Source organism: Streptomyces sp. SAS_270 (genome assembly GCF_052543295.1).
The window spans coordinates 158,134-182,393 of the sequence record NZ_JBMNDS010000004.1; the positions used below are offsets into that span (position 1 = coordinate 158,134).

Genomic DNA, 24,260 nt, shown 5'->3' on the forward strand with positions numbered 1-24,260 from the left:
CTTATCCCTGCTCGTCCTTCCGGATGCCCTCGATGCTGCGCAGCTGGTGGCTCAGCCCGTACTGGCGGGCCACCTGTGCCGCTTGATCGAGGACGGACAGCCCATCATTCCGGGTCGCCGCATCCGACAGAAGGATGTGCCCGTACGCGGTGTCCAGCCGCACCCGCTGCATCGGAGAGTCAACCGTGCCGGTGGTGCGAGCGACGTCGATGTAATGGAGGGCCTGTTTCAGGTCGCCAGCGCCACGATGGGCCAGCGCAAGCTTCTGGTGGGCAACCGACCAGTCCTCCGGTTCGCCCAGATCCTCGAAGGAGCGAGTAGCCTCGACCATGACGCCGGTCGCGTACTCGTTGTCGCCCTCCTTGCTCAGCGCCGTACCCACCCACAGCCGCGCCCTGGCACGGTCACGCGGGCTCAAGCGCTCATCCCCGGCGAGGAGTTCGTATTGGCGAGCGGAGGAATCCAGCTGGCCCGACATCTCCTGGACGACGGCCAAAGACAGCTCGATCTGAGCCACCCGGCGCGGGATGTCGAGCTCGGTGAACATGCCGCGGGCGCTCAAGTAGGAGTGCCAGGCTGAGAGTGGGCCGAGGATCGCGCCCTGGTCGCGCTGGAGGTCGCCAAGGAGGACGAGGGAACGGCCGTACAAATAGAGGCCCTTGTCGTCCAGCTGATGGGGGGCATGGTTGCCCAGCCAGCGGTTCAACAGGGTTGAGGCGAAAGGAAAGTCCTGGCGGCTGATGCAGACAACAGCGCGCTCGATGTCGTCGGTCCAGGTCTCGTAGTCCGCCGGCCGCGCGCTCTTCCGCTCAGGGAACAGCACTGCCTCGAAGCGGGCTTGGGCAGCGGAATCCGCCCGTGCGAGTGCGGTGTCGAGGATGGCCTGGGTGTCCGGTCGGGGCTGCGTCTCCGCGTCGAGGCTCTCCCACTTCGCAACTGTGCGCAGCGCGACACCGAGGTGCTCGGCGAAAGCGCGCATGCTCATACGCAACGCGGCGCGCAGGGCGCTCGCCTCCCGACCTGTCCACTGCTGCACGCTGACCACGGATGACCTCCCTACGTCACGTATGGAAGCACTGTCAGTGACGACGTGGGGCGGGAAGTGCAACGGAAGTACAACAGCAGGTCATTTCGAGGCCGTTCACGACGGCCGACGCTATGGGCATGGACGACGACCTCATCACAGAACGCCGCCCCATCGCCTTCCCTCAGGTCTTCGGCTACCTGCGCCACGTCACCGGCGGCCTGCCCCGCCATACGGCGCTCGTCGACTGCCTCACCGAGTACTGCGACCGGCACGAACTGGCCCTGTGCGGCGTCTTCACCGAACGCGACACCACAGTGATCGTCCGCTCCCCCGCCTTCGTCGGTCTGCTCGACGCGCTCGAACTCCCCGATGCCTACGGTGCCGTGGTTCCGGCTCTCAGCCACCTCGGCCCGAAGGGCCTCGGCACCGAGCGCAAGCGGCAGATAACAGCAGCAGGCGCTCGACTGATCATGGTCCGCCACCTCACGCCGACCACGGAATCCACCTCTTCGCTCGGCGCGAGCCACAGCTTCCGGCCGCTGGGGGATGCGTGATGTCCGTGCGTGACGCGTTGCGAAGGGCTCCCATGGTGAACGACGTGCCGGGGTTGCGGCTGCTGAAGGTCGGCGACGGCTGGGACGTCGTGCGCACCTCCGCCGAGATCGGCCTCCTGGCCCTGGCCTACCTGCGCTGCATCGGTACTTCCGTCGGCCCCGTGCTCTACGACAGGCCCAACGGGCGTCTCTACTACGCCGTCCCGACCGGCACCGCAGCCAGCTGGGACGATCTGCCGGTACGGCACCTCTCCACCAACTCCTGGCTCGTCGCACCGGGCCTGGAGCTGCTCGACGATTGGTTCGGCGGGTGGTGCGAGCTGCCTGACGACGACACCCTCACCGACGCGGACGCCCTCCGCGCTGCTCTCCAGCACCCGTACGTCGCCGCGGCCAAGGACGAAGCACACGCCGACGCCTGCCTCTAGAACCGGGCCCCACGCCCCTCTACCCCAACCTCAAGGGGACACCTGTGACGACCCACCTCGTCTCACCGAACACCGTGCTCGCCAACGCACTTCTCCGCGCCGAGGACATCCTGACCCCACGCATCCTGGCCACTCCACCGGAGCGGATCGTGCTGGTCGTCGGCACTCAGATCAACGGCGCCCCGCACATCGGCACCTCGCTCGTGCAGTCCCTAGCCTTCGCGATGGCCGCTCGCCTGCGCGGCCGCTTCGGCACCCCCACCGAAGTCCTCTTCAGCGCCCTCGACAACGCCCCGTACGAACTGGCCACCGACCCCACCAACGGCCACCGCTACCAACGCACCTACGCCCAAGCCCTGGGCGAGCAAGCCTTGACCGACCTCGTCAACGCTCTCTACCAGCCGCTCTTCACGGCTCTGTCCCGACGCCTGGGCATCCCTCACCGCGTCGAGACCTACACGCAGCAGCAGGCCAGCGAGCATTTCCGCCGAACCTGGCTACGGCTGCTCCCCCGCCTCGACGCCGCCCGCTGGTGGCTCGCCCCCTCCACCGGCACCCCGCACCTGCGCATCCCCTGCCCGCACACAAGCTGTGGCTGGGCGGAGAAGCACGCGGAACACACCCGGGTCCATCTCGCCGACCGAGAAGAGGCCACTGTCGCCGCCGTATGCCTCCACCACGGTCCCTACCGAACCACCGTCACACCCACCGCTGGCGGCTACCTCGACCTGGCCACCCTCTACCGCAACCTCGTCAAGGAACTCGCCCTCACCGGCACTCCGCCCCACGGAACCCTGTACGTCATGGTCAAGGGCGGCGACTGGATCTTCGGCTCCCTCCTCGTCGACGAAGCCCTCCAAGCCGTCGGTCTCACCCGCGCCCAGCTCCCCGCCCGCCTGTTCTGCCCGCAGGTCGTCACCGACACCGGCGCCAAGCTCTCCAAGTCCCGCATCCGCGAAGACGGCGCCCGCTTGCCAGAAGGCGCTGCCGACTGGATGCTCGACACCCGGCAATGGCCCGGCACCATCACCGAATACGCCGACCAACTGCTGACCACTGCCCAGATCCTGCTCTCCGACCCCCGACACTTCTTCCGCTCGTACTCCGCGGCCGAGATCGGCCGCCTGATCACCGGACCAGCGCCCAGGAGCATCCCTGCCCAATGAGCAACACCACCCCACGCGTCCACGAACTCAACCTCTACCGCCAGTACTTCGATCTCGTGGCCGCAGGCACCAAGACCATCGAGGTGCGGGTCAAATACACCCACCTCGCTGACCTCGCCGCTGGCGACACCATCCGCTTCCGGATCAAAGGGACCGACGAGACCTGCCTTGTGAATATCCAACGTGTCACCGAGTACGCCGACTTCGACGCCATGCTCGACGGCGAGGGGTCGGGCAACGTCAACCCGACAGCCACCCGCGACGAACAACTCGTCAACATCCGGAAGATCTACCCACCCGAGAAGGAAGCCCTCGGCGTCCTCGCCATCCAGATAAAGCTCAGCGGCTGACGCACTGCGAGCAGACTCTCGTGGTCATCGCCGCGCTCCTGCCGTCCAGCACCACTACCCACATGCCGGGCGCTTCCTCCATCGATGCCGCTGCCGCTGAACGGTCACTTGACTCGGCACCTTGGGCGGCACTCTCGACGAAGAGTGATGTTGCGTTTACCGTGAGTTGAGGAAGATGCGGGTTGTGCTGGCCTTGGGGGCAGGATGCAGCGCAAGGACCGGTTTCGGAGGATCGTCAGCGAATTCGGTGCGACGTGTAAGCAGGCGTTGCTGCACGGTCAAAAGGAAGCCGCGATCCGCCGAGCGGTGGAAACCCTTCTCGTCGACGCAGCAGGGGTGCTAGGGCTGCAAGCGGTCCTGCATGCTGAGGTGGCTATCGCCGCGCATCGGATACGCCCTGACCTGGCGGTGCGGATTGGAAAGTTGCCGCGCAACATCGTCGGCTATGTCGAGCTGAAAAGCCCCGACAAGAGCGTGATCCATCCTGGCGGCCTGAACCAGCGCGACCGCCGTCAGTGGGAAGGCATGGCAAAACTACCCAACCTGATCTACACGAACGGTCAGACCTGGATCATGTACCGCTCAGGTCGGCAGTACGGCGAGGCCATCCACTTCGAGGGTGATCTACGCAGCGCTGGCTCCCGCCTACGGCTACCCGTAGCCAGTGAGGCCGCCTTCGAGGCGATGCTTGCCGCGTTCTTCAGCTGGCAGCCCAAGCCATTGACGTCGATGCGGGAAGTGGTTGCCCAGGTCGCCCCCCTGTGCACTCTTCTGCGCGATGCAGTTCACGACCGCCTCGATGCTGAAGCGGTCCTCCCACGTCACCAGCGCCCGTTCACCTACCTGGCCTCCACACTTGAGGTTGACCTCTTCCCGACCACGGACGACCGAGACCAGCGGGCGACCTTTGCTGACCGCTACGCCCAGTCCGTCACTTTCGCACTTCTGCTCGCCAGCTCCGACACCAACGGCAGCGCGTTGGTCGGTATGAGCCTGCACGAGGTAGGCCGACGCCTTGGAGTCGAGCACTCCGTCATGGGCCGCGCCTTACAGATCCTCACCGATCAAGTCGAGGGAGAATTCCGCGACAGCCTCGACATGCTCGTCCGCGTCATCGACGCCGTCGACTGGAGGAGTTCCCTGGCCGGCGAACCCGGCTTCCACATCCATCTCTACGAACACTTCCTGCAGGAGTACGACGCCGATCTGCGCAAGGACTCCGGCACCTACTACACCCCGGCCCCACTGGTGACGGAGATGATCCGCCTTGTAGACGAGGTGCTGGCCACCACATTGGATTGCCCGGATGGCTTCGCCGACTCCGGTGTGTCCATCATCGACCCGGCGATGGGAACCGGCACCTTCCTGACCGGCATCATCGAACTCGTGGCCCGCAAGCAGTCCGAGGGTGGCAATGAAGGCTTCCGTGCCGAATCCGTGCAAGAACTCGCCGGACGGCTGATCGGGTTCGAAAAGCAGATGGGCGCCTTCGCCGTCGCTCAGATGCGCGTCGGGCAGATGCTGCGCCACCTCAATGCCCGAGTACGGCTGCGCGACATGCGGCTGCATCTGGCCGACACTCTCGCCGACCCATGGCGGCCCAGTGAACTCTTCGATCGCCACGGTGCCCTGTGGGGGCCCTTACGTGATGACGCCGAAGCAGCCAGCACCATCCAGCGCAACGAACGCATCACCGTCGTCATCGGCAACCCTCCCCACCGCGAACAAGCAGAAGGCCAGGGCGGATGGATCGAAAAGGGCTCACCGGACCGCGGCGCCCCACCCTTGGACGCGTTCCGGCTGCGCGGTGCGGCAGGCGTGTACGAGAACAAACTGAAAAACCTGTGCACCTACTTCTGGCGCTGGGCCACCCACAAGGTCTTCGACCAGCATGACGACCACCGTCACGGCGTCGTCTGCTTCATCAGCACCGGCGGATTCATCCGCGGCGCAGGCTTCCAGGGCATGCGCTCCTACCTACGACGCGCCTGCACCGAGGGCTGGGTCATCGACCTCACACCTGAGACCAAAAGGCCCCCGGTCAATAGCCGCTTCTTTCCTGGAGTCCAGCAAGAGTTAGCCATTGCCATCTTCGTCCGCCGGCAAGGAGAGCAACAAGACGAACCAGCCCCCGTCCACTACATGGCCGTTCATGGCACCCGCGAGAGCAAAGAAGAGCAACTGCACAACCTGCGCATCAACAGTCCCGGCTGGCGCACTTCACGGTCTGTCGAGCGCGCCCCTTTCACCCCCGCCTCTCACAGTGGGTGGGACACCTTCCCCGCCCTCACCGACCTCATGCCCTGGCATAAACCCGGTATCAAACCCAACCGGAACTGGGTCGTCAGCCCCTCAAAGTCCATCCTGCGCCGACGCTGGAACCGTCTCGTCCAAGAACGCGACCCGGTCATAAAGCAGGCCCTATTCAAAGAGACCGGCGACCGTAGCCTGGACAAGGAAGCACTCCAGATCCCCGGTCACCCCCACCCGCCAACGCTCCTCCGCGTCGAACAAGGCTCCTGCCCTCCTCCGGAACGTATCGCCCGCCGGGCCCTGGACCGCCAGTGGCTCATACCCGACGGCCGCGTCATCGACCGTCCCCGACCCGAGCTGTGGCAAGCCGTCATCGACGGTCAGATCTTCGTCGTTGAACAGCACACCCAGCGTCTGCAGACCGGCCCAGCGCTGCTCTTCACTGACCTCGTTCCTGACAATGACTATTTCAAGGGAAATGGGGGCCGTGTTCTGCCGCTCCTACATGCAGATCAAACTCCCAACATCACCCCGGGACTGTCACACCACCTCGCCAACTCCTATGGCCTCCAGGAAGTCCTCCCCGAGGACCTACTCGCCTACATTGCCGCGGTCACCTCCCACCCGGCCTTCACCGAGCACTACGCGGACGACCTCAACTCCCTCGGCGTACGCATCCCCCTGACCGCCGATCGCAGTCTCTGGCACCAGGCCATCAGCCTGGGACACCACGTGTTGTGGGCCTCGACGTTTGGCGCACGCTGCGTCAATCCCGACGACGGGCGCCCAGCAGGCACATCGAATTGGTGGCGGCACCTACATCCCGAGATCATGTACGCCCGAGAAGTCGCCCCCGAGACGCTCCCTTCGATCGTCAGCTACGACAGCGGAAGCGAGCAACTTGTCATCGAGGGCGGCATCTTCACCGGTGTGACCCCACGCATGCGCAACTACACCACCGGCGGGCGCAACGTACTCGACAGCTGGCTCGCCTACCGCAGCGACCGCACCGCCGGCAAAATAACCAGTGAACTCGACCGCGAGCGCCCCGAGTACTGGGAACCCGACTGGAGCCGAGAGCTCGTCGAAATCCTTGCCGTACTCAGGCATCTCACTGCCCTGGAACCCAAACAGGCAGAGCTCCTCAACCGCATCGTCGTCGCCCCCATGATTGATGTCGCTGAGCTCACCCGCCGCCACATTCTCCCGGTACCCGAGCGCGCCCAGCACGCTCGCACCGGCCCGAACCATGCATTCCTGCCCGGCATGGAGACAGTCGATGGCCAACCACCGGGCCCCGTCGACCCCCTGTCTCTCCCGAACGACCCCGCGGGCACCGCGCCGCCCAAACCCCACGCACCGGCGCACCCCGGCTCGCGTGCTCGACGGCGTCGCGGCCCGGCCTGATTGATGGCGTCAGCAGCCGCTGCCTCACTGCATCATTAGCTGCTAACGGAGGCAATATTGGAGATCGCGGCACTGGTGGTATCGCTGGTAGCGCTGGCGGTAAGCGGGGCCGTCTCGTTTCTACAGTTACGGCTGACCGAGCACGCCAACACGCTGCCGGTTCTTGTAGATCTCTTCCGCGAGCATCGAAGCGTGCGGCTGGCGCAGGCACGGCAAGTCGTGCACGAGCGCCTGCCTGCCTGTGACCTGTCCGCTGGACTGGCCGGGCTGCCGGACGATGACCGGGACCTAGTCCGTGAACTGGCCTGGTTCTACGACAATCTCGGAGCTCTCGTCGCACACGGAGTGGTGGACATCGAACCCGTCTCCGGATACCTCGGAGGCTCGGTGATCTCGGTCTGGGAGGGCATGCAACCGCTGGTGCAGGCGGAGCGCGCGAAGCGCGCGCAGAACGCCATGCCGGATCCGAACCGCTGGCAGGAGTACTTCGAGAACCTGTACCACCTCGTCCGCGAGAAGCCCGCAGACCGAGCCCGGGCAGCCACTCATCTATGGCGGCTTCCGCGCCACTGACCATCGACGAATGTATCGGCGATGGCTAGCCAAACGCCCCACCCTGCGAGGGCACATCCAGGGCACATGAGCCTGGGAAACGGCGTTGCCCCGTGAGAGCCACCGAGAGAAGTTTTCCCAGTTCAACGTGCATTCCCTTGCGAAACCCCAGGTCAGCGCCCTCCCGCCCCAATCGCCGCACGAATGGCACGCTTTCAGCCATCGGCTGCATGAGGCGGGGCATCAGCCTTATTGCCTGGTGTGGCCGTAGCCCCCGGGATTCTCGGCGTTCGGGCGGGGTCTTCGGGCTTCTTCGGTGGGCTTATGTCGGCAGGTGGGGTTCGTCGTGGTGGGTGATCGTGATGTGGTGGTCGGGGCCGGGGGTTTCGAGGTGGTCGACCACGGCTACAGCCAGGTCCTCGGCGCTGATCCAGGAGCGGCCGTCGGGGGCGGTGAGCAGGGTGTCGGTGCCGCGCCGGTAGTGGCCGGTTCGGGCGCCGGGTTCGAGCAGGGCCGGGGGGCTGAGGTAGACCCAGTCGGCGCCGGAGTGGGCCTGGCAGGTCCGTAGCTGAGCTGTTCCCGCGGCGGCGACGGTTCTCAACTCGGCGGGCACGTACGCGGGGTTGTCGGCGATCAGCAGGTCGGGGTCGTCGGGGCTGCGCAAGGCGCCGGCGCCGCCCACCACGAGGACGCGTATCCCCAGCTCCGCGGCGATGTCCAGCGCCGTACCGGTGGCGCCGACCAGGAACTCCTGGTCGACCGGAAAGGTCCGCACGGCCAGCACGAGGGCGTCCGCGGGGCGGGCGCCGGTCGAGGCGGAGCCTGCGAGTGCCTCGCGTACGGCGCCGGCGTCATTGGCGTCGACCGCGATCGGCGTCACGTTCGGGTCCTCGCTCGCGGGGCTCTCGGGCTTGCGGGACAGGGCGAGCACCCGGTGTCCGCGTGCGCTCGCCTCGGTGATCACCCGGCTGCCGACCATCCCGGTGGCGCCCAGCACGGCGATCGTCATGTTCTGGGTCATCGAATTCTCCGTCATCGAAACTCTCTTCAGGTTGGGGGGATTGAGTTGCGCGGCGAGCAGCGCGGCCAGGGCGAGGGCGAAGCCGAGCGTCTGCGGCAGGCTCAGTGACTCGCCCAGCGCGATGCCTATGACGGTCGCGACCAGCGGGGACAGCAGCACCAGCGGTGCGGACGCCCCGACCGGCAGCCGCCCGATCCCGCGGAACCACAGCGTGTACGCGATCAACCCGCCCATGCTGCCGAGCCACAGGTAGCCGCAGACCGCTCCGGCGTCGATCCCCGGCGGCGCTCCCTCGAACGCGAAGGTGAGCGGGAGCAACAGCAGTCCGCCGACCGTCAGTTGCCAGCCGGCCAGGGTCAGTGGACCGACCCCCGCCGGACGGCCCCAGCGCTTGGTGAGGACGACCCCGCCGGCCATGGTGGCCGTATGCCCGAGCCCGGCGAGCACCCCGACGGTGTCCAGCCGGGCCGCCGGACCGAGTACGACGAGTCCGACGCCGACCACGCCGATGACAGCCCAGGCGAGTCGCCAGGCCGTCGGCCGGTCGTGGAGCACGGCGACGGCCAGGCCCGCGACCAGCAGCGGCTGGGCGGCGCCGAGGGTGGCGGCGACACCGCCGGGGAGCCGTTCGGCCGCCAGGAACAGCAGAGGCATCCCGCCGATGTTGAGCACGCCGAGGAGGGCCGCCTTCCACCACCAGTCCCCGCGCGGGAGCACCCGAGTGAGCGCCAGCGCGAGCAGCCCGGCGGGCAGGGCGCGCATCAGCCCGGCGAACATCGGATGCGCGGGCGGCAGCAGTTCCGTGGTCACTACGTACGTGGTGCCCCAGGACGCGGGGGCGAGGGCGGTGAGCGCGACGGTTGCCGCCTGCGAAGGAGTCGGGGTCCGCAGCCGGCCCGGTGACCGCTCGGTCGAGGAATGCATGTGATGCAGTCTCAGCACGGCTCGTCATGAATCCAAAGCATGGTTGCCATGCCAGCCATGAACGAGAACGATTGCCGCGTGGACCTCCAGCAGATGCGGTACGTCGTCGCCGTCGCCGAAACCCGCAACTTCACGCGCGCGGCGGAGCGTTGCCTCGTGGTGCAGTCCTCGCTCAGTCACCGGATAGCGAGTCTGGAACGGGAACTCGGGGTCAAGCTGTTCGCCCGGTCCAGCCGCCGTACCGAGCTGACCAGTGCGGGAGCGGCGTTTCTCGTCGGCGCGCGCGAGTGCCTGGCCGCTGCCGACCGCGCGGCTGCCGACGCGGCCGCCGCGACGGGCGTGGTACGCGGCCGGCTCGCCGTCGGCGTGATCGTGACCACGGCCGCCGTCGACGTACCCGAGTTGCTGCAGCGGTATCGCGCCCGGCACCCGGACGTCCGCGTCGCCCTGCGTTCCGGTCGCAGTGACGATCTGGCGGCGGCGATCCGGAGCGGCGACCTGGACATCGCCTTCCTCGGCCTGCCGGAGGGCGAACCGCCGTCCGGCGTGGAGACCCTCGCACTCGACCACGACGAGCATGTGCTGGTGGTGCCGGCCGGGCACCCGCTGGCGGGTGCTTCCCGGGTCACCCTGCGCGAGATCGCCGAGGAGACGTTCGTGGACTTCGTGGCCGGGACTCCCGCCCGGGCCCAGTCCGATCAGGCGTTCGCCGCCGCGGGCCTGGTCCGCGACGTCGCGTACGAGGCCGGTGTCGTCGAGCTGATCACCCGGCTGATCGCACGCGGGCTCGGCGTCGCGCTGCTGCCGTCGGCGTTCATCCGCCCGCTGGCCGCCGCGGACCCCGGACTGGCGCTGATATCGGTGGCCGACGGGCCGCATCGCGTCGAGTACCTGGCGTGGAGCCGGTTCAACCCGAGCCCGGCCACCCGGGCGATGCTCGAAGTCCTCGGGGTCCGGCCGCAATAGAGCGCCCCAGGGGCTCCGGCCCGGCCCGGCGGAGGTCAGTTCTCGAATCGGTACCCCATCCCCGCCTCGGTGATGAGGTAGCGGGGGTGGGCCGGGTCCGACTCCAGTTTCCGGCGGAGTTGGGCCATGTAGACGCGCAGGTAGTTGGTCTTGGTGGTCCGGGAGGCGCCCCACACCTCGTGGAGGAGCTGTTTCTGCGTGATGAGGCGGCCCGGGTTGCAGACCAGGATCTCCAGGAGGTGCCACTCCGTGGGCGTCAGCCGCACGTCCCGCCCGCTCCGGGTGGCCTTCTTCGCGACCAGGTCGACCGTGAAGTCGGCCGTGGTGACGAGGGCGGTCTCCGGGGCGACCGGCATGGCCTCCGTACGGCGGACTGCGGCGCGCAGCCTGGCCAACAGCTCGTCCATGCTGAACGGCTTGGTGATGTAGTCGTCGGCGCCCGCGTCGAGCGCCTCGACCTTCTCGTCGGAGGCCCGGCGGGCGGACAGCACCAGGATGGGCGCGCGGGTCCGGGCGCGCAGCGTCCTGATGACGTCCATGCCGTCCATGTCCGGCAGCCCGAGGTCCACGAGGACGACGTCGGGCTGCCGGAGTGCCGCGAGCCGCAGGCCCGTGGCACCGTCGGGCGCCGCGTCCACTCCGTACCGGCGAGCCCGCAGGTTGAGCACAAGGGCCCGTACGAGCTGGGGGTCGTCCTCGACGAGCAGCACCCGGGTCACGTGGGCATCACCCCTTCTTGGTCAGTTCCTTGAGGGCGACGTTGAGTTGAAGGACGTTCACGCGGGGCTCGCCGATGAAGCCGAGGGTGCGGCCGTCCGTGTGGTCCCTGACCAGCTTGTCCACCTGGGCGACGGACAGGCCGTTGCGCTCGGCGACCCGGTGGACCTGGAGATCGGCGTACGCCGGGGAGATGTCGGGGTCCAGGCCGGAACCGGAGGAGGTGACGGCGTCCGCCGGCACGTCCGACGGGTTCACCGTGTAGCCCGCCGTCGAGTTGTCCTTGACGACCTTGGCCTTGGCCTCCTTGACCCACTTGATCAGGTCGGCGTTGTCACCGGAGCGGTTCGTGGCGCCGGACAGAATCAGCTTGTACTGGGTGTTGACCGAGTTCACACCCAGTCCGTTGGCGGGGCGCGGTTGGAAGTAGTCGAGGCCGTAGCCCTGTTGGCCGATCAGCGAGGAGCCGACGACCTTGCCGTCCGCCTTGATCTCCGAGCCGTTCGCCTTGTTGCTGAACAGCGCCTGGGCCACACCTGTGACCGCCATCGGATAGATCACGCCTGTGAGCACGGTCAACACCAGGAGCGCACGGAGGCCCGCGCCCAGCAACCGGGCCGTGTTCGTAAGGGAGTTGTTCATGACCTTCAACACGCTTTCGAGGAATTACAGCCCGGGGATCAGGGAGATGAGCAGGTCGATGATCTTGATGCCGATGAAGGGCGCGATCAGCCCGCCCAGGCCGTAGATCCCGAGGTTGCGCCGCAGCAGCCTGTCCGCGCTCACCGGCCGGTACTGCACGCCGCGCAGGGCGAGCGGCACCAGCGCGATGATGATCAGCGCGTTGAAGATGACGGCCGAGAGGATCGCGGAGTCCGGTGAGGACAGGCCCATGACGTTGAGCTTGTCCAGGCCCGGATAGACGGCCGCGAACAGCGCCGGGATGATCGCGAAGTACTTCGCGACGTCGTTGGCGATGGAGAACGTCGTCAACGCCCCGCGCGTGATGAGGAGTTGCTTGCCGATCTCGACGATCTCGATGAGCTTGGTCGGGTTCGAGTCGAGGTCGACCATGTTGCCGGCCTCCTTGGCGGCCGACGTGCCCGTGTTCATCGCGACGCCGACATCCGCCTGCGCCAGCGCCGGCGCGTCGTTCGTACCGTCGCCGGTCATCGCGACCAGCTTGCCGCCCGCCTGCTCGCGCCTGATCAGGGCCATCTTGTCCTCGGGAGTCGCCTCCGCGAGGAAGTCGTCGACGCCCGCCTCCTCGGCGATCGCCTTGGCCGTCAGCGGGTTGTCGCCCGTGATCATGACGGTCTTGATGCCCATCCGGCGCAGCTCGTCGAACCGCTCGCGCATGCCCTCCTTGACGACGTCCTTGAGGTGGATGACACCCAACACCCGTGCGCCGTCGGCGTCCTCGACGGCCACCAGCAGGGGCGTGCCGCCCGCCTCGGAGATCGCGTCGGTCAGCTCGGCCGCGTCCTCGGCGACCGCCCCGCCCTGCTCCTTGACCCACGCGACGACCGAACCGGCCGCGCCCTTGCGGATCTTGCGTCCGTCGACGTCCACGCCCGACATCCGGGTCTGCGCGGTGAACGCGATCCACTCGGCGCCGGTCAACTCGCCCTGGGTCCGCTCCCGCAGTCCGTACTTCTCCTTCGCCAGTACGACGACGGAGCGGCCCTCGGGTGTCTCGTCGGCCAGCGAGGAGAGCTGGGCGGCGTCGGCGACCTCGGCCTCCGTCGTGCCGCGCACCGGCACGAACTCGGATGCCTGGCGGTTGCCGAGCGTGATGGTGCCGGTCTTGTCCAGCAGCAGGGTCGAGACATCGCCCGCGGCCTCGACCGCCCTGCCGGACATGGCCAGTACGTTGCGCTGCACCAGCCGGTCCATGCCCGCGATACCGATCGCGGACAGCAGCGCGCCGATCGTCGTCGGGATCAGACAGACCAGCAGCGCCACCAGCACGACCATCGTGAGGTGTGTGCCCGCGTAGTCCGCGAAGGGCGGCAGCGTGGCCACCGCGAGCAGGAACACGATGGTCAGCGACGCCAGCAGAATGTTCAGCGCGATCTCGTTGGGCGTCTTCTGCCGGGACGCGCCCTCGACCAGGCTGATCATCCGGTCGATGAACGTCTCTCCGGGCTTCGTCGTGATCTTGACGACGACGCGGTCGGAGAGGACCTTCGTGCCACCGGTGACGGCGCTGCGGTCGCCGCCGGACTCACGGATGACGGGCGCGGACTCGCCGGTGATCGCCGACTCGTCCACCGAGGCGACCCCCTCGACGACGTCACCGTCGCCGGGGATGATGTCGCCCGCCTCGCAGACGACCAGGTCGCCGATGGTCAGCTCGGTGCCGGGGACCTGTTCTTCCACCGAGCCGTTGAGCCGCCGGGCCACCGTGTCGGTCTTGGCCCTGCGCAAGGTGTCCGCCTGCGCCTTGCCGCGACCCTCGGCGACTGCCTCAGCCAGGTTGGCGAAGAGCACGGTCAGCCACAGCCAGGCGCTGATCGCCCAGCCGAACCAGTCCCCCGGGTCCTTGAAGGAGAAGACCGTGGTCAGGACGGACCCCACCAACACCACGAACATCACAGGGGACTTGACCATCACCCGTGGGTCGAACTTGCGGAAGGCGTCCGGCAGCGACCTGAGCAGCTGCTTCGGGTCGAAGAGGCCCGCGCCGACGCGCCCCTCGGGGGGCTTGTGCCCGGTCGGTGCGTCCTGATGGGGCGCAAGGGTGGGAGTGGACGTGGACATGGAGTCCTCTGTCTTCGTTACGTCGGTGGTCATGACGCCAGCCCCTCGGCCAGCGGGCCCAGCGCCAGCGCCGGGAAGTAGGTCAGACCGGTGATGATGAGGATCGCGCCCACCAACAGGCCTGTGAACAGCGGCTTTTCGGTGCGCAGGGTGCCGGCGGTCGCCGGGACCGGCTGCTGCTCGGCGAGCGAGCCCGCCAGCGCGAGGACGAACACCATGGGCAGGAAGCGGCCCAGCAGCATCGCCAGCCCGATGGTGGTGTTGAACCACTGCGTGTCGGCGTTCAGACCCGCGAAGGCCGAGCCGTTGTTGTTGGCGCCGGACGTGTAGGCGTACAGGATCTCGGAGAATCCGTGCGCCCCGCTGTTGGTCATCGAGTGGCCCGGGGTGGGCAGGGCCATCGCCACGGCGGTGAAGACAAGTACCAATGCCGGGGTGATGAGGATGTAGCAGGCCGCGAACTTGATCTCGCGGGTGCCGATCTTCTTGCCCAGGTACTCGGGGGTGCGGCCGACCATCAGACCGGCGATGAACACCGCGATGATCGCCATGATCAGCATGCCGTAGAGGCCGGAGCCGGTGCCGCCCGGCGCGATCTCGCCGAGCTGCATGCCCAGCATGGTGATGCCGCCGCCGAGCCCGGTGAAGGAGGAGTGGAAGGAGTCCACCGCGCCGGTCGAGGTGAGAGTGGTGGACACCGCGAAGATGGAGGAGGCGCCGACGCCGAAGCGGGTCTCCTTGCCCTCCATCGCACCGCCCGCGAGCTCGAACGCCGGTCCGTGGTGCGCGAATTCGGTCCACATCATCAGCGCCGTGAAGCCGGCCCAGATGGTCACCATCGTGGCGAGGATCGCGTAGCCCTGCCTCAGCGAGCCGACCATGCGGCCGAAGGTGCGGGTCAGCGCGAACGGGATGACCAGCAGCAGGAAGATCTCGAAGAGGTTGGAGAAGGGGGTCGGGTTCTCGAAGGGGTGGGCGCTGTTGGCGTTGAAGTACCCGCCGCCGTTGGTGCCGACCTCCTTGATGGCCTCCGTCGAGGCGACCGCACCGCCGTTCCACTGCTGCGAGCCGCCCACGAACTGGCCGACCGAGTGGATCCCGGAGAAGTTCTGGATCGCGCCGCACGCGACGAGCACGATCGCGGCGACGACGGACAGGGGCAGCAGGATACGTACGACGCCACGCACCAAGTCGGACCAGAAGTTGCCGAGTTCACCGGTGCGGGACCGTGCGAAGCCGCGTACGAGGGCGACCGCCACCGCGATGCCGACGGCGGCGGAGACGAAGTTCTGCACGGCAAGGCCGGCGGTCTGCACGACGTGGCCCATGGCCTGCTCGCCGTAGTACGACTGCCAGTTGGTGTTCGTCACGAACGACGCGGCGGTGTTGAACGCCTGGTCCGGGTCTATGGACCTGAAGCCGAGCGAGCCGGGCAGCTGCCCCTGGACGCGCTGAAGGACGTACAGGAAGAGGACGCCCACGGCGGAGAAGGCGAGGACACCGCGCAGATAGGCGGGCCAGCGCATCTGGGTGTTCGGGTCGGCACCGATGCCCTTGTAGATCCACTTCTCTACGCGCAGGTGCTTGTCGGAGGAGTAGACCCTGGCCATGTGGTCGCCGAGGGGACGGTAGGCGAGCGCCAGTGCCGCTATGAGCGCGAGCAGCTGGAGGACGCCGGCGAGGACGGGGCTCATGTCGTGCTCAGAACCTCTCCGGGAAAACCAGGGCGAGGACGAGATAGCCCAACAGGGCGACGGCCACGACGAGCCCGACGATGTTTTCGGCGCTCACAGCTTCGTCACCCCCTTGGCGACGAGGGCCACCAGCGCGAACACCGCGATCGTGATGACGACGAAGGCCAGGTCGGCCATCGCATGCTCCTAGATGAGGTCGGGATGAATGAGTCCGGACGGATGAGGTCTGAACCGATCGGACGGTGACCGGTCGGACGGTGACCGTCGGCCGGTGACCGGTCCGACGGTTAGAGGAAACAGCCGTTTTCGGCCGTCACCGGGTTCGTTGACGGGCTCCATACGGCGCCTCATCCGCTCTTGACGGAACCCATACGCAGGCGCAGCCTGCAGATCGCCGCGTCCGTGTCCCGCCGCACCGCATGCGCGACGACCGCGCCCCGGGGCGCCCCGGTCCTGTCGAAACCTTGACGCGATCGCCCGTCAGAGACGCGTCAAGGGGTACGGCGCCACAGCCCCGGGGTCTCTAACGTCGGTTTCATGGGACGCCGCAACGACACGCAGAGCGCGGCCGGCGCACGCGCACCGCACCCCGCCCGGGAAGTGGCGCACGACTGTCACTGGGCCGGGGACCTGCGCAGCTCGGTCCGCTGCGCCGCCGTGCTCCTGTGCTTCCTGCTGCTCGCCGACCGGGGTGCCGGCACGCTCACCGCGGCACGTGCCGCCCTGTGGGTCACGCTCGCCGCCGTGCTGTTCCTGGTGCTGTTCCCGGCCCGGATCTCCGCAGGGGAGGGCTGGCTGGTCTCCCGCGGGCTGCTGGGCAGGCACCGGGTGCGGACCGACCGTCTGGTGTCGGTGTGCTGCCTGGACGGCGTCGGTCAGCGGCTGGTGCTGCGGGACACCTCCGGGGCGCGAGTCGAGATCGATCCCCGGGTGCTGGTCGCCAATCCGCCGCTCTGGCACCGCCTGGACGAGGACGCCCGACTGTCCGCCCAGCGGGGCAGCCTGACGTGCGGGGCGAGTGCCCTGCGCCGCGTGTCGGAACGGATCGACCGCGAGACGGCGCTGACGGTGTTCAAGGTGTCGGGGCTGGACTGAGCCGCCGGGGAACTTTGCGCCAAATGTACGTATTCTTTGAAATCCTGACGGTCTCTTAACGCCCCCTGGCCCGGTCGCCCTCCCCCTCACGGCCCCCGTCGCGGCTTACCCTCGCGCCGTGTTCAACGTGACGGGGGTCCTCAAGCGGTTGGTCATCGGCCGCGCCATGCGCAGTGAGGAGCTGGGCGAGACACTGCTGCCCAAGCGGCTCGCGCTCCCCATCTTCGCCTCGGACCCGCTGTCGTCGGTGGCGTACGCGACGCAGGAGATCCTGCTCGTCCTCACCCTCGGCGGCCTCGCCTATCTGCACTTCACGCCATGGATCGCCGGTGCTGTGGTGGCGCTGATGACGGTCGTGGTGCTCTCGTACCGCCAGGTCGTGCACGCCTATCCGAGTGGGGGCGGCTCGTACGAGGTGGTGTCGAGGAATCTCGGGCCCTCGGTCGGTCTGGTGGTCGCGGCCTCGCTGCTCGTCGACTACGTCATGACCGTGGCCGTCTCGGTCGCCTCCGGCGTCGACAACATCATCTCGGCGGTGCCCGAACTGGCCGGCCACCGCGTCCTGCTGGCCCTCGGCTTCGTCGCGATCCTGACCGCGATGAACCTGCGTGGCGTGCGCGAGTCGGGGCGGACCTTCGCCGCGCCGACGTACCTCTTCATCGGCGGCGTGCTCATCATGGTGATCACGGGCCTGATCCGGTACGTCCTCGGGGACGCGCCGGTCGCCGAGAGCGCGCGGTACGGCATCAGCGCGGAAAGCGGCGACGCCCATCTCACCGGCCTGGCCCTGCTCATGCTGGTGCTGCGCGCGTTCTCCTCCGGCTGCACCGCGCTGACCGGGGTGGAGGCGATCTCCAACGGCGTACCGGCCTTCCGGAAGCCCAAGTCGAAGAACGCGGCCTCGACGATGGCGGCGATGGGCATCATCGCGATCGTCATGTTCGTCGGCGTCACCACACTGGCGCTGGTCGCCAAAGTGCACATCACCGACGACGCCTGCCGGCTGACCGGCCTGGACGGCAGCTGCGAGAACTACACCCAGCGCACGGTGATCGCCCAGATCGCAGCGGCCGTCTTCGGCGGCGAGCACAGCGTGGGCTTCTACTTCATCCAGGCCGCGACGGCCCTCGTCCTGATCCTCGCCGCGAACACGGCCTTCAACGGCTTCCCCCTGCTCTCCTCGATCCTCGCCCAACACCGCTATCTGCCACGCCAGTTGCACAACAGGGGCGACCGACTGGCGTTCTCCAACGGGATCCTGGCCCTCGCGGTCGTCGCCGGACTGCTGCTGTGGGGCTACCGGGCCAACGTCACCAGCCTCATCCATCTCTACATCCTGGGCGTGTTCACCTCCTTCACGCTCTCCCAGATCGGCATGGTCAGGCACTGGAACCGCGAACTTCGCACCGAGCGCGACCCGGCGCCGCGTCGCCGCCACCACACCGCCCGGGTGATCAACGCGCTCGGGTCGGTCGTCACGGGCCTCGTCCTCGTCATCGTCCTCGCCACCAAGTTCACCCAGGGCGCGTGGCTCGCGGTGCTCGCGGCGATCACGCTGTGGACGATGATGCGCGGGATCAGGCGGCACTACGACGCCACCGCCGCCGAACTCGCCGTGACCGACCCGAAGGACGAACTCATCCCTCCCTCAAGAGTGCTGGGCATCGTCCTGGTCTCAACGATCCACAAGCCGACGCTGCGGGCCCTGTCGTACGCGCGCGCCTTCCGCCCGAACCTGCTGGAGGCGCTCACCGTCTCCGTCGACCGGGACGAGGCGGCAGCGCTGCGCGAGCGCTGGGAGGAGTACGGCATCGAGGTCCCGTTGAAGATCATCGACTCGCCGTACCGCGAGGTGACCCGCCCGGTCGTCGACTACGTCCGCTCCATCCGCCGGGAGAGCCCGCGCGACATCGTCGCCGTCTTCATCCCCGAGTACGTCGTCGGCCACTGGTGGGAGAACCTGCTGCACAACCAGTCCGCGCTGTGGCTCAAGAGCCGGCTCCTCTTCACCCCGGGGGTGATGGTCACCAGCGTGCCCTGGCAGCTCAACTCCTCCGAGCGCGCGAACCGGCCGACGGGACGGGCGCCCGGTGCGGTACGACGCGGCGAGCCGCAGAACCCGCGCCCCGTGGGGTCGCGGCCCACCACTCCGGGGGCCGGATGAGTACGTCGTCTGAGTACAAGGACGGTGCCCGCAACGGCGTACGGCGGCTTTGATCAAGGCCATGCAGACGACGACACCCTCCCCGGCCCCCGTGCCCTCCACCGCCCCGCAGAAGCCGGAGCGGGTCTTCGGCCGGGGTCAGATCGTCGCCGTGGCCGTCGCTCTCGCCTTCGTCGTGCTGTTCGCTCTGGCGGCCAAGGGCTGTGAGTCGATCGAAGGCGGCCGGGTGCGCTCGACCGAGGAGTTCCGGGTCTACGTACGGGACACGACGCGAATCGGCGAGGAGGCGTACTACCAGCTGACGCCGACCCCCACGGGCGCGCCGTACGCCGAGAAGGAGGGCAGCTCGTCCTGCGTCGACGACTTCGGCTTCGACGACAGCGGCGTCACCCGCGACCAGCCGATCTTCACCTGGGACCTGCGTTTCGCGAGCACCGGGGACTACCGCACCGCGGTGAAGGGACTCAAGGCCACCTGGAAGAAGCAGGGCCACAAGGTCAAGGACCTGCCGGCCCCGGCCCCGGGCGAGCCCGGTCACGGACTCCCCGGCATCACCACCACCCTCGGCGACGGCATCGAGGTCACCGTCCACCCCGGCTACTACAGCGGCAAGCCCGAGCTCCGGGTGGAGGGCGCGTGCACGCGGTACGACGACACGTACGGCGACAGCTACGACTACATGTACGACGACAACGGCGACGGCACCGTCGACGAGTGGGAGAAGCCCGGCTACTGACACCGGCCGATGAGCCGCCGCGGCCGAACCCTGTCGCCGGCCCCCGCCTCGCCGGACTTCCGGCCCCCGCCTCGCCGGTCTTAACGGAAGCTTGACGCGATCGGCCTCTCATCCGTGGGCCCACGGATAACTCTCTGCTTACGCTGGTCCAGCCGTCACCCGATGGCCGAAACCGTTCGCATAGCCGTACGTCTGGAGAGCCCGTCGATGGCCACCACCGACCACGCCCGCACGAGTCGCCTGCGCGCGTGGATGCTGGAGGGCCTGGCGGACATCGGCAAGGCCGGCCGGCAGCAGCCCGCGCAGACCGAGCCCGAAGCCCGGCCCGGGCACACCCCGCCCGAGCACAAGGGCCAGCGCTGGTGGCGGGTCATGTGCCTGACCGGCGTCGACTACTTCTCCACCCTCGGCTACCAGCCCGGTATCGCGGCCTTGGCCGCCGGACTCCTTTCGCCGGTGGCCACCATCGTGCTGGTGATAGTCACCCTCGCGGGCGCGCTGCCCGTGTACCGGCGGGTGGCCGAGGAGAGCCCGCGCGGCGAGGGCTCCATCGCGATGCTGGAGCGGCTGCTGACGTTCTGGAAGGGCAAGCTGTTCGTCCTCACTCTGCTCGGCTTCGCCGCCACCGACTTCCTGATCACCATCACCCTGTCGGCGGCGGACGCCTCCACCCACCTGGTGGAGAACCCGCACCTGACCAGCACCCTGCACGACAAGCAGATGGTGATCACCCTCGTCCTCGTGGCCCTGCTGGGCGCGGTGTTCCTCAAGGGCTTCCTGGAGGCGATCGGCGTCGCGGTCGTGCTGGTCGGCATCTACCTGGGCCTGAACGTCGTGGTCGTGGTGGTGGGGCTGTGGCACGTCATGACCCAGGGCCATGTGGTCACCGACTGGACCACCGGTCTCACCGCCGACCACGGCAACATCTTCGCGATGATCGGCGTCTCGCTCCTCGTCTTCCCCAAGCTGGCGCTGGGCCTGTCCGGCTTCGAGACCGGTGTGGCCGTCATGCCGCACGTCGAGGGCGACCCCGACGACACCGAGGAGAACCCGAAGGGCCGTATCCGGGGCACCAAGAAGCTGCTGACCACCGCCGCCCTGATCATGAGCGTGTTCCTGATCGCCACCAGCTTCATCACCACCCTGCTCATCCCGGAGAAGGAGTTCGAGTCGGGCGGCCAGGCCAACGGCCGCGCCCTCGCCTATCTGGCCCACCACTACCTCGGCGGCGCCTTCGGCACCGTCTACGACGTGTCGACGATCGCCATCCTCTGGTTCGCCGGGGCCTCCGCCATGGCCGGGCTCCTCAACCTGATGCCCCGCTACCTGCCCCGCTACGGCATGGCCCCGCACTGGGCCCGCGCCGTGCGCCCCATGGTGATCGTCTTCACCCTCGTCGCCTTCCTCGTCACCTGGATCTTCGACGCCGACGTCGACGCGCAGGGCGGCGCCTACGCCACCGGCGTCCTCGTCCTGATGTCCTCGGCGGCGATCGCGGTGACCATCGCCGCCCGCCGGGCCGCGCAGAAGGGCTGGACGATCGGCTTCGCGGTCGTCTCGGCGGTCCTCCTCTACGTCACCGTCGTCAACGTCATCGAGCGCCCCGACGGTGTGAAGATCGGCGCCTGCTTCATCGCCGGGATCATCCTCATCTCCCTGCTGTCGCGGCTCGCCCGCGCCTTCGAGCTGCGCGTGACCAGCGTGACGCTGGACCCCATGGCGGAACGTTTCGTCCGCGATATCGCCAGCCGCCGCATCCGGTTCATCGCCAACGAGCCCGACAACCGTGACAAGGCCGAGTACCGCGACAAGATCGAGCAGATCCGCGCCGACAACGACGTCCCGGTCCAGGAGGACTTCGTCTTCGTCGAGGTGACCGTCCTCGACCCCTCCGAGTTCGAGGCGGGCCTGACGGTACGCGGCGAGGTGCTGCACGGCCGCTACCGCATCCTGACCCTGGAGTCCTCCTCCATCCCCAACGCGCTGGCCGCCCTCGTCCTGCACGTCCGCGACACCACCGGCTGCATCCCGCACATCTACTTCGAGTGGACCGAGGGCAACCCCTTCACCAACTTCCTCCGCTTCTTCCTCTTCGGCCAGGGCGAGGTCGCCCCCGTCACCCGCGAGGTGCTGCGCGAGGCCGAGCCCGACCGCACGCGACGGCCGCGGGTGCACGTCGGCTGAGCGGGAGCACCCTTCAGTCGCTGCCGACGCCCACCGTGAAGCCGATGACCGCGCCGCCCCCGTCCCGCCGGAAGGCGAAAGGCGCCCCGCCGTGGGCCGTCGCCACCTCCCGGACGATGGACAGGCCGAGGCCCGAGCCGGGCAGGCTGCGGGCGTCCGCGGCGCGGTAGAAGCGGTCGAAGACCCGGATGAGGTCGCCGTCGTCGATACCGGGACCGCGATCGAGCACCTCGACGCGGACGTTCCCGATGCCACCACCGGCAGTGGTGGTGCCCGTGACGGCGATCTCGACGGCCGCCTTGCCGCCGCGGTCGAACTTCACCGCGTTCTCCACGAGGTTCGACACCGCGCGCTGCAGCGCGGCGGGACGCCCGTCGACCGTCGTCGTGCCGCTCCTGCGAACGGTGATCTCACGGCCGCTGCGGCGGCGGGCGAGCAGCGCGACGTCCTCGGCGACCTCGGCGAGGTCGATACGCCGCATGGGTTCCGTGTCGGACTGCCCGGCCGCCAGCGCCACCAGCTCGTTGACGAGGTCGGTCAGCTCACGGGACTCCTGGGCCAGGTCGGCGACCAGTTCCTCACGGGCGGCGGGCGGCAGTTCCCCGATCCGGCGCAGCATCGAGATGTTCGTACGCAGCGAGGTCAGCGGCGTACGGAGTTCGTGGCCGGCGTCCTGGACCAGGCGCCGCTGGTCCTCCTCCGACTGGGCGAGCCGGCCCAGCATCCGGTCGAAGGACCGGCCCAGCCGCGCCACCTCGTCGTATCCGGTCACCGGCACCTGGATGCCGAGCCGCCCGGTGCGCGCCACGTCCTCGGCGGCCCCGGCCAGTCGCACCAGGCGGCGGGTGATCCGGCGGGCCAGCCACCAGCCGGAGAGCCCGGCGGCGAGCACGACGGCGAGCTCCAGCAGCACGGTGCGCTGCTGTAGTTCGTTCAGCAGGTCCTCCGTGTCGCTGAACTCCTGCGCCACCTGCACCGCGCCCCGGCCGTCGCCCAGCGCGACCGTCGCCACCCGGTAGCGGCCGTCGCCGACCTGGACCTCCCTGTGCTCCACGAGCGTGCCCGCGGTGCGGGCGGCGGCGATCCCGCGGTCGTCCGCGCCGACGGGCAGGGCGGGGTTGCCGCGGTCGTCGACCGCCCCGCTCGCCGCGAGGACCTGCACGTTCGTACGGCTGGGTCTGATGAGGTCGTCGCGCGGCCCGTCGTGGTCCGGATCGGGGTCGGCCGACGCGAAGTCCTCGGGCACCAGCGCGCTTGCGCGCACCTGGTCGCGCAGGTCCTGCACCACCTCTGCGAAGACGGTCTGCTGGTCGACCCGGACGAGCCGGGCGGCGGCGTGGTAGCTCAGGAAGCCGACGAGAACGGTGACGGCGGCGGCCACGGCGGCGAACGACACGGTGAAGGTCGTACGCAGCGAGGACAGCCGGCGCAGGGAGGGCGGTACCCGCAGCTGCGGGGGCACTCAGTCCTCCCTCAGGACATACCCCACACCCCGCACCGTGTGGATCAGCGCAGCGGCGCCCGGCTCGTCGAGCTTGCGCCGCAGGTAGCCCACGTAGACGGCCAGGTTCTTCGAGCCCGGGCCGAAGTCGTAGCCCCAGATACGGTCGTAGATCGTGGCGTGGTCGAGGACGATGCCCGCGTTGCGCACCAGCAGTTCGAGCAGCTCGAACTCGGTGCGCGTCAGCTCCAGTTCGCGAGTCCCGCGCCAGGCACGGCGCGCCTGCACGTCCATCCGCAGCCCGGCGACGGACACCTGCCCGGGCGGCGCCTTCATCGCCGGTACGTCGGCGGGGGCGCCGCTCTCCGGGGAGGTGCGCCGCAGGAGGGCGCGCAGCCGCGCGAAGACCTCCTCCACGTCGAACGGTTTCACCACGTAGTCGTCGGCGCCCGCGTCCAGGCCGGCGATCCGGTCGGCCGTCTCCACGAGCGCGGTGAGCATCAGGATCGGCGTACGGTCGCCCTCGGCGCGCAGCACCCGGCAGACCTGGAGGCCGTCGATGCCGGGCATCATCACGTCGAGGACGAGCACGTCGGGCGGGGTGCGGTGGGCCTGGGCCAGCGCCTCCACGCCGTCGGCGACCGCGGTCACCTCGTAGCCCTCCAGCGTCAGCGCGCGTTCCAGCGCGTGCCGGATGGCTCGGTCGTCCTCGGCGAGCAGCAGATTCTGGGGCACGCCACCAGTCTGCCAAGGCCGCGGCCCGCCACCACCCGATGCCCAGGCTCCCGGCACGCTTCTTACCGGCCTCTCACGCCGGA

General features: G+C 68.6%; 20 protein-coding genes. 11 read left to right on the forward strand and 9 right to left on the reverse strand.

The features are described from left to right. Nucleotide 1: 1 nt before the first annotated feature. Nucleotides 2–1,045: a helix-turn-helix domain-containing protein gene (locus ACN6LB_RS04625; RefSeq protein ID WP_445024666.1), complete on the reverse strand. Its 1,044-nt coding sequence runs from the start codon at nt 1,043–1,045 to the stop codon at nt 2–4. A gap of 119 nt (nt 1,046–1,164) precedes the next feature. On the opposite strand from ACN6LB_RS04625, the gene ACN6LB_RS04630 reads away from it, so the two are divergent. The 6 genes from ACN6LB_RS04630 (at nt 1,165) to ACN6LB_RS04655 (ending at nt 7,758) form a co-directional block, all read left to right on the forward strand. After that, nucleotides 1,165–1,581: a hypothetical protein gene (locus ACN6LB_RS04630; RefSeq protein ID WP_445024667.1), complete on the forward strand. Its 417-nt coding sequence runs from the start codon at nt 1,165–1,167 to the stop codon at nt 1,579–1,581. Between the two features lie 32 nt (nt 1,582–1,613). Next, nucleotides 1,614–2,009 (forward strand): hypothetical protein, encoded by a 396-nt coding sequence (locus ACN6LB_RS04635; protein WP_445024668.1) that lies wholly within the window; start codon nt 1,614–1,616, stop codon nt 2,007–2,009. Nucleotides 2,010–2,053: 44 nt separating this feature from the next. After that, nucleotides 2,054–3,175, forward strand: a complete 1,122-nt coding sequence (locus ACN6LB_RS04640; protein ID WP_445024669.1) for a hypothetical protein — start codon at nt 2,054–2,056, stop codon at nt 3,173–3,175. After that, a complete protein-coding gene (locus ACN6LB_RS04645) occupies nt 3,172–3,525 on the forward strand; it encodes an ASCH domain-containing protein (RefSeq protein ID WP_445024670.1) in 354 nt (117 codons plus the stop codon). Before ACN6LB_RS04640 ends, ACN6LB_RS04645 begins: the two co-directional genes overlap by 4 nt. Nucleotides 3,526–3,729: 204 nt before the next feature. Beyond that, complete coding sequence (locus ACN6LB_RS04650; protein WP_445024671.1) at nt 3,730–7,185, forward strand: type ISP restriction/modification enzyme; 3,456 nt, start codon at nt 3,730–3,732, stop codon at nt 7,183–7,185. Between the two features lie 57 nt (nt 7,186–7,242). After that, the gene (locus tag ACN6LB_RS04655) at nt 7,243–7,758 is read left to right on the forward strand and encodes a DUF4760 domain-containing protein (protein ID WP_445024672.1); all 516 of its coding nucleotides are present in this window, start codon (nt 7,243–7,245) and stop codon (nt 7,756–7,758) included. A gap of 301 nt (nt 7,759–8,059) precedes the next feature. Here the strand turns inward: ACN6LB_RS04655 and ACN6LB_RS04660 are convergent, their stop codons facing one another. Further along, the gene (locus tag ACN6LB_RS04660) at nt 8,060–9,682 is read right to left on the reverse strand and encodes an EamA family transporter (protein WP_445024673.1); all 1,623 of its coding nucleotides are present in this window, start codon (nt 9,680–9,682) and stop codon (nt 8,060–8,062) included. Nucleotides 9,683–9,760: 78 nt separating this feature from the next. On the opposite strand from ACN6LB_RS04660, the gene ACN6LB_RS04665 reads away from it, so the two are divergent. After that, entirely contained in the window at nt 9,761–10,648 is an 888-nt protein-coding gene (locus ACN6LB_RS04665; protein WP_445024714.1) for a LysR family transcriptional regulator, read from the forward strand. Between the two features lie 35 nt (nt 10,649–10,683). Here ACN6LB_RS04665 and ACN6LB_RS04670 read toward each other — a convergent pair whose 3' ends face one another. From ACN6LB_RS04670 to kdpF, 5 genes are read right to left on the reverse strand one after another with little or no spacing between them, the layout of a single operon-like run. Continuing rightward, nucleotides 10,684–11,367: a response regulator gene (locus ACN6LB_RS04670; RefSeq protein WP_445024674.1), complete on the reverse strand. Its 684-nt coding sequence runs from the start codon at nt 11,365–11,367 to the stop codon at nt 10,684–10,686. Nucleotides 11,368–11,374: 7 nt separating this feature from the next. After that, nucleotides 11,375–12,007 carry a potassium-transporting ATPase subunit C gene (locus ACN6LB_RS04675; protein WP_445024675.1) on the reverse strand — a complete coding sequence of 211 codons (633 nt, stop codon included), beginning with the start codon at nt 12,005–12,007 and terminating at the stop codon, nt 11,375–11,377. A 24-nt stretch (nt 12,008–12,031) separates the two neighbouring features. Beyond that, complete coding sequence (kdpB, locus tag ACN6LB_RS04680; RefSeq protein WP_445024676.1) at nt 12,032–14,161, reverse strand: potassium-transporting ATPase subunit KdpB; 2,130 nt, start codon at nt 14,159–14,161, stop codon at nt 12,032–12,034. After that, nucleotides 14,158–15,822, reverse strand: a complete 1,665-nt coding sequence (gene kdpA / locus ACN6LB_RS04685; RefSeq protein ID WP_445024677.1) for a potassium-transporting ATPase subunit KdpA — start codon at nt 15,820–15,822, stop codon at nt 14,158–14,160. Before kdpA ends, kdpB begins: the two co-directional genes overlap by 4 nt. 7 nt (nt 15,823–15,829) lie before the next feature. Then, nucleotides 15,830–15,919 carry a K(+)-transporting ATPase subunit F gene (gene kdpF / locus ACN6LB_RS04690; RefSeq protein ID WP_073491767.1) on the reverse strand — a complete coding sequence of 30 codons (90 nt, stop codon included), beginning with the start codon at nt 15,917–15,919 and terminating at the stop codon, nt 15,830–15,832. Nucleotides 15,920–16,359: 440 nt separating this feature from the next. Between kdpF and ACN6LB_RS04695 the strand changes: the two genes are divergently transcribed. From ACN6LB_RS04695 to ACN6LB_RS04710, 4 genes are all read left to right on the forward strand, one after another. Next, nucleotides 16,360–16,917, forward strand: a complete 558-nt coding sequence (locus tag ACN6LB_RS04695; RefSeq protein WP_445024678.1) for a hypothetical protein — start codon at nt 16,360–16,362, stop codon at nt 16,915–16,917. A 166-nt stretch (nt 16,918–17,083) separates the two neighbouring features. Beyond that, complete coding sequence (locus ACN6LB_RS04700; RefSeq protein ID WP_445024715.1) at nt 17,084–19,081, forward strand: amino acid permease; 1,998 nt, start codon at nt 17,084–17,086, stop codon at nt 19,079–19,081. Between the two features lie 61 nt (nt 19,082–19,142). Then, nucleotides 19,143–19,817: a hypothetical protein gene (locus tag ACN6LB_RS04705; protein WP_445024679.1), complete on the forward strand. Its 675-nt coding sequence runs from the start codon at nt 19,143–19,145 to the stop codon at nt 19,815–19,817. Between the two features lie 207 nt (nt 19,818–20,024). Beyond that, nucleotides 20,025–22,001 (forward strand): amino acid transporter, encoded by a 1,977-nt coding sequence (locus tag ACN6LB_RS04710; RefSeq protein ID WP_445024716.1) that lies wholly within the window; start codon nt 20,025–20,027, stop codon nt 21,999–22,001. Between the two features lie 13 nt (nt 22,002–22,014). Here ACN6LB_RS04710 and ACN6LB_RS04715 read toward each other — a convergent pair whose 3' ends face one another. Beyond that, nucleotides 22,015–23,463 (reverse strand): HAMP domain-containing sensor histidine kinase, encoded by a 1,449-nt coding sequence (locus ACN6LB_RS04715; RefSeq protein WP_445024680.1) that lies wholly within the window; start codon nt 23,461–23,463, stop codon nt 22,015–22,017. Then, entirely contained in the window at nt 23,464–24,165 is a 702-nt protein-coding gene (locus tag ACN6LB_RS04720; RefSeq protein WP_445024717.1) for a response regulator transcription factor, read from the reverse strand. Between the last annotated feature and the right edge of the window lie 95 nt (nt 24,166–24,260).